A 4,730-nucleotide genomic window follows, 5' to 3' on the forward strand; every position below is an offset into this window, starting at 1 on the left:
GCAGCGAACTCGTGATCTCGATGGAGAACTCGCTGGCGATGCCGGCCACGTCGCGCGCGTCGACGGTGCGCCGGGACAGCGGGGGCACGTGTTCCAGACGGCTGACCGTCTGGCCGGCAGAGGCGAGGAACCGGACCAGCACGACGGCCGTCCGGGTGGCGTCGGCGTTGACCACCGCGAGACGGGTGTCGAGGATCGGGCCCACCGCCCCTTCGGCGAAGTATTCGGTGTACACCCCGCGCGGATGCGTTCCCGCCCGCCATTCCTCCATGTTGGTGATCCCGTCCATGTCGGGATCGCCCTGCTCGCCCATGTCGTCGGTCGGGTCGGTGTCGTCGAGCTGGTAGGCCGTCTCCCACGACTCCGGGAGGCCGTCGCCATCGGCATCGAGCACGAGCGGCTGTGCCCGGGCGACCTCTGCGGCCTCGAGGGCCGACCCACCGGCCAGCATCATCAGCAGCGCGAGCGTACCCATCACAGGGGACCAATCGGCAGAAACGCCACGAGGCACAGGCAGGCGGTCCGTGCCGCCCTCGCGACAACGGAATCCGCTACCATGCCACCGAATGGTGTCCGCGGAAACAACGTCGCCGTCGGGCGCAGCGCCCGAGGGCCGCGTGCCGGCCGGCGCCACGCCGACTCTTCGGGTGCTCTGTCTGCTGCTTGCGCCAGAGCCCGTCCCGGGGCCGCGCTACCGGGTCCTCCAGTACCTGCCTGTGCTCGAGTCGTATGGCCTCGCGTGCGAGACGATGGCCGTGCTGTCACGGGCCACCGCCCTGCGCAGCGTGAAGACCGCCGCCCGGTCGCCCATCCGCCGGATGACCCACTGGGTGCGGGTCTTCGTGGAGACTCAGCTCGGCTGCCTGCGGCTGGTGTGGCGTCTGCATCGGTACGACCGCGTCCTGCTCTATCGTGTGGCGGTACCGAGCTGGGCGGTCTGGCTGCTCTGGCGGCGCCGCCGTGATCTGGTCTACGACTTTGACGATGCCCTCGATGCGTCCGAGGGCGGCGGGTGGCCGAGCCGGCTCCGGCGGCATGTGCTGGCGCGTTCGCTGCAGCGTGCGGTCAAGGTCTGCGCCGCCGTCTGTACGTCGAACGCGCGTAACGCCGAGGTGGTGACGGCGCTCGGCGGCCATCCGGTGGTCGTGCCGACCAGCGTCGACATGGCGCGCTTTCCGGAGCGCCCGTCCCCGGGCGGCCACGTCGTGCTGGGCTGGATCGGCACGCCGTCCACGGCGCAGTACCTGCCGGCCATCGAGGGGGCTCTCGCCACGGTGCTCGCGGCGCGCCCCGAGGTGAGTGTGCGCCTCGTCGGCAGCGGCGGCAACCCCTTCGCGAGCCTGCCGGCCGAGATTGTCGAGTGGACCGACGCGGCCGAGGTCGAGGAGCTCGTCCGTTTCGACATCGGCTTGATGCCGATGCCCGATACCGCCTGGACGCGCGGCAAGGCGGCCCTCAAGGCCCTGCAGTACGGCGCCGCGCGCACGCCGACGGTGGCATCGTGGACGCGCACGAACGAGGAGATTCTCGGCGCCGCCGGCGGCGTCATCCTGTGCCGCACGCCGGACGAGTGGCGCGACGCACTGCTGGCGCTCGTGGACGATCCGTCGCGGCGCGCCGACATGGGCGAGCGGGCGCGTGCCCATGTCGCGCGTCTCTACTCGGTGCAGGCCAATGGCGCGCGCCTCGCGGCCGTGCTGCGCCACCCCGCCGGGGTGCACGCATGACCCGCGTGCTGCGCGTCATTGCGCGCCTCAACATCGGCGGCCCGGCCATCCATGCCACCCTGCTCAGCAAGCGCCTCGACCCGGCCCGATACGAGACGATGCTCGTGACCGGAGCGGAGGGCGAGAACGAGGGCAACCACTTGCAGTTGCACGGGCAGGTCCTCCAGAACCTGGTGACAATGCCAGATTTGGGCCGCGAGATTCGCGGTCTGCAGGACCTGCGGAGCCTGTGGGCGCTGGCGGGCCTGATGCGACGCTTCAGACCGCACGTGGTGCACACGCATGCTGCCAAGGCGGGCACCATCGGCCGCGTCGCCGCGCGGCTCGCCGGTGTCCCCGTCGTCGTCCACACCTTCCATGGCCATGTGCTCAGCGGCTACTTCTCGCCGCGGAAGGAGCAGGTGTTCCGTGCGATCGAGCGGGGACTGGCCCGCATCACCGACGAGTTGGTGGCCGTGAGTCCCCGCGTCCGGCAGGAACTCCTGGACATGCGGATCGGGACCGCCGACACCTTCTCGGTGGTGCCCCTCGGCTTCGACTTCGACCGCTTCGTGCGGGCGGACGAGCATCGCGGTCAGCTGCGCGCGGAGCTCGGCATCGCGCCGGCCGCACCTCTCATCGGCATCGTGGCCCGACTGGTGCCCATCAAGGCGCACGAGGTGTTTCTGGACGCCGCGCGTCAGCTGCATGCCGTGCGCCCGGACGCGCACTTCGTGCTCGTCGGCGATGGGGAGCGTCGAGGTGAACTGGAGCAGAGGGTGCAGGCCGCCGCACCATCGTTCCGCGCGGCCGTCCACCTGCTCGGGTGGCGTGCCGATCTCGCCCGCATCTACGCCGACCTGGACATCGTGGCGCTGACCTCGCGCAACGAAGGGTCGCCCGTGGCCCTCATCGAGGGCATGGCGTCGGCGCGACCGGTGGTCTCCACCCGGGTCGGTGGCGTGCCGGACGTGGTCACCGACGGCGAGCGCGGCTGGCTCGTGGACATGGACGACGCGAGCGGGATGAGCACGGCCCTGCTGCACGTGCTGTCTCTGCCGGACCGCGGCCGCGCCGTGGCGCTGGCCGGCCGCGCGCACGTCCTCGCGACGTACGGGGCCGATCGCCTGGTCCACGACATCGACGTGCTCTATCAGCGGCTCCTCAGCCGGAAAGGCGCGGCGTGACCGGGAGCCTCGTGGCCGTGCCGGCCGTCGTCGCGTTCGTCGCCGCGCTCCTGTTGGTGCCGGCGGTCAAGCGCGTGGCCATCGCCACCGGGCTGGTGGCGATGCCCAAGGCCGATCGCTGGCATCGCCGGCAGATTCCGCTGCTGGGCGGTCTCGCCATCGTGGTGGCGACGCTGGCCGGCGTGGCCATCGGTCAGCCGCGCAGCCAGCCGGTCTGGCTGCTGCTCGCCTGTGCCACCGGCCTCGCCATCGTCGGCCTCGTGGACGATGTGCGTCCGCTCCGGCCCCAGACCAAGCTGTTCCTGCAGATCTTCGCCGCCGCCCTCATGAGCGTGTTCGGGCTGCAGTTCCAGTTCACCGGGCTGCCGGCGCTCGACATGCTGATCTCGCTGGTGTGGCTGGTCGGGATCACCAATGCGCTGAACCTGCTGGACAACATGGATGGCCTGGCCGCCGGCATCGCGGCCATCGTGGCCGGCTTCCGTCTGCTGTTCTTCCTGGCCGACGGTCATCTCGAGGGGGCGATGCTGGCCGCCGTCATCCTCGGCGCGTGCCTCGGCTTCCTCGTCTACAACGTCAACCCGGCCTCCATCTTCATGGGCGACACGGGCAGCCTGTTCCTCGGGTTCCTCGTGGGCGGTCTGAGCCTGGTCGGCGGCTGGCCGTATGCACGCGGGACGACGCTCGTGCTGGTCTTCCCGATGCTCGTCGTGCTGGTGCCGATCTTCGACACGACGTTCGTGACCCTCGCGCGCATCCTGGCGGGTCGTCCCGTGTCGCAGGGCGGGCGCGACCACACGTCGCATCGCCTGGTCGCGCTCGGCATGTCGGAGCGACAGGCGGTGCTGACGCTGTATGGCCTGGCCCTCGTCGGCGGCGCCATCGCGTGGCTCTCGTACAGGTACGGCCTCGGCTACGGCGCCGTGCTCGCCGTCGTCCTGGCACTCGGCACCGTCCTGTTCGGCATCTTCCTCGGGCGTCTGCAGGTGTATCCGCCCGACGCGGTGCCGCAGAGCGGCGTCGCGCTGCTCCTGGCCAACTTCACCTACCGGCGCCAGGTGGTCACGGTGGCGGTGGATACCGTCCTCGTCGTCGTCGCCTACTACTCGGCGTACCTGCTGCGCTTCGAGGGGACGTTCCGGGCAGAGCGGCCGATCTTCGAGCAGTCACTGCCGGTCGTGCTGCTGGCCCAGGTGACGGCGTTCCTCGTGCTGGGGACGCACCGCGGCATCTGGCGTTACACGGGGGTCTCCGACCTGCTGCGCCTGGCGCAGGCGTGCGCGCTCGGGACCATCCTGTCGGTGCTGGGGGTGTCGTTCCTGTACCGGTTCACCGGCTACTCGCGGGCGGTGTTCGTCATCCACGGCGTGCTGCTGTTCGTCGCGGTGGCCGCCACGCGACTGTCGTTTCGCACGCTGGATTCGGCACTTCGCAAGGAGTCGCCCGATGCCGAGCCGGTCCTGATCTACGGCGCGGGCAAGGGCGGGTTGCTGGTCCTGCGCGAGATTCGCGGCAACGACGCGCTCGGCTGGCGGGCCGTGGGCTTCCTCGACGACGACCGCAGCAAGCAGGGCACGCGCGTCGACGGGGTGCTCGTGCACGGCGGCGGCGCGGCGCTGGAGGCGGCGGTGCTCGCGACCGGGGCGAGGCGTGTGGTGCTCTCCACGCCGGCGCTGGACACGGCCCTGACAGAGGCCCTCGTGACGCAGTGCGAGGCCATGGGCGTGCACCTGGTGCAGTCCCGCGTCCAGTTCACGCCACTCACCTGAGGCGTCAGCCGCGCTTGCGGCCGACCGCACACCAGAACGGCATGTGTTCGCTGAAGCGGATGTCGGCG

At 70.9% G+C, this 4,730-nt stretch carries 3 protein-coding genes and 1 pseudogene; 3 read left to right on the forward strand and 1 reads right to left on the reverse strand.

Annotated features, from left to right (window positions below):
* Positions 1-475, reverse strand: a pseudogene (locus tag Q0C41_RS29820) (hypothetical protein); the annotation flags it as partial.
* A 94-nt stretch (positions 476-569) separates the two neighbouring features.
* Between Q0C41_RS29820 and Q0C41_RS29825 the strand changes: the two are divergent.
* The 3 genes from Q0C41_RS29825 to Q0C41_RS29835 are packed head-to-tail and all read left to right on the forward strand — an operon-like array spanning position 570 to position 4,662.
* Positions 570-1,727, forward strand: a complete 1,158-nt coding sequence (locus Q0C41_RS29825; RefSeq protein ID WP_291990390.1) for a glycosyltransferase — start codon at positions 570-572, stop codon at positions 1,725-1,727.
* Positions 1,724-2,893, forward strand: coding sequence for a glycosyltransferase (locus Q0C41_RS29830; protein WP_291990392.1), 1,170 nt, complete (start codon positions 1,724-1,726; stop codon positions 2,891-2,893). The genes Q0C41_RS29825 and Q0C41_RS29830 overlap by 4 nt, the downstream gene beginning before the upstream one ends.
* Positions 2,890-4,662 carry a hypothetical protein gene (locus Q0C41_RS29835; RefSeq protein WP_291990394.1) on the forward strand — a complete coding sequence of 591 codons (1,773 nt, stop codon included), beginning with the start codon at positions 2,890-2,892 and terminating at the stop codon, positions 4,660-4,662. Before Q0C41_RS29830 ends, Q0C41_RS29835 begins: the two co-directional genes overlap by 4 nt.
* The last annotated feature ends 68 nt before the right edge of the window (positions 4,663-4,730 follow it).

Source organism: Luteitalea sp., assembly GCF_022842525.1.
Lineage (GTDB): Bacteria > Acidobacteriota > Vicinamibacteria > Vicinamibacterales > Vicinamibacteraceae > Luteitalea.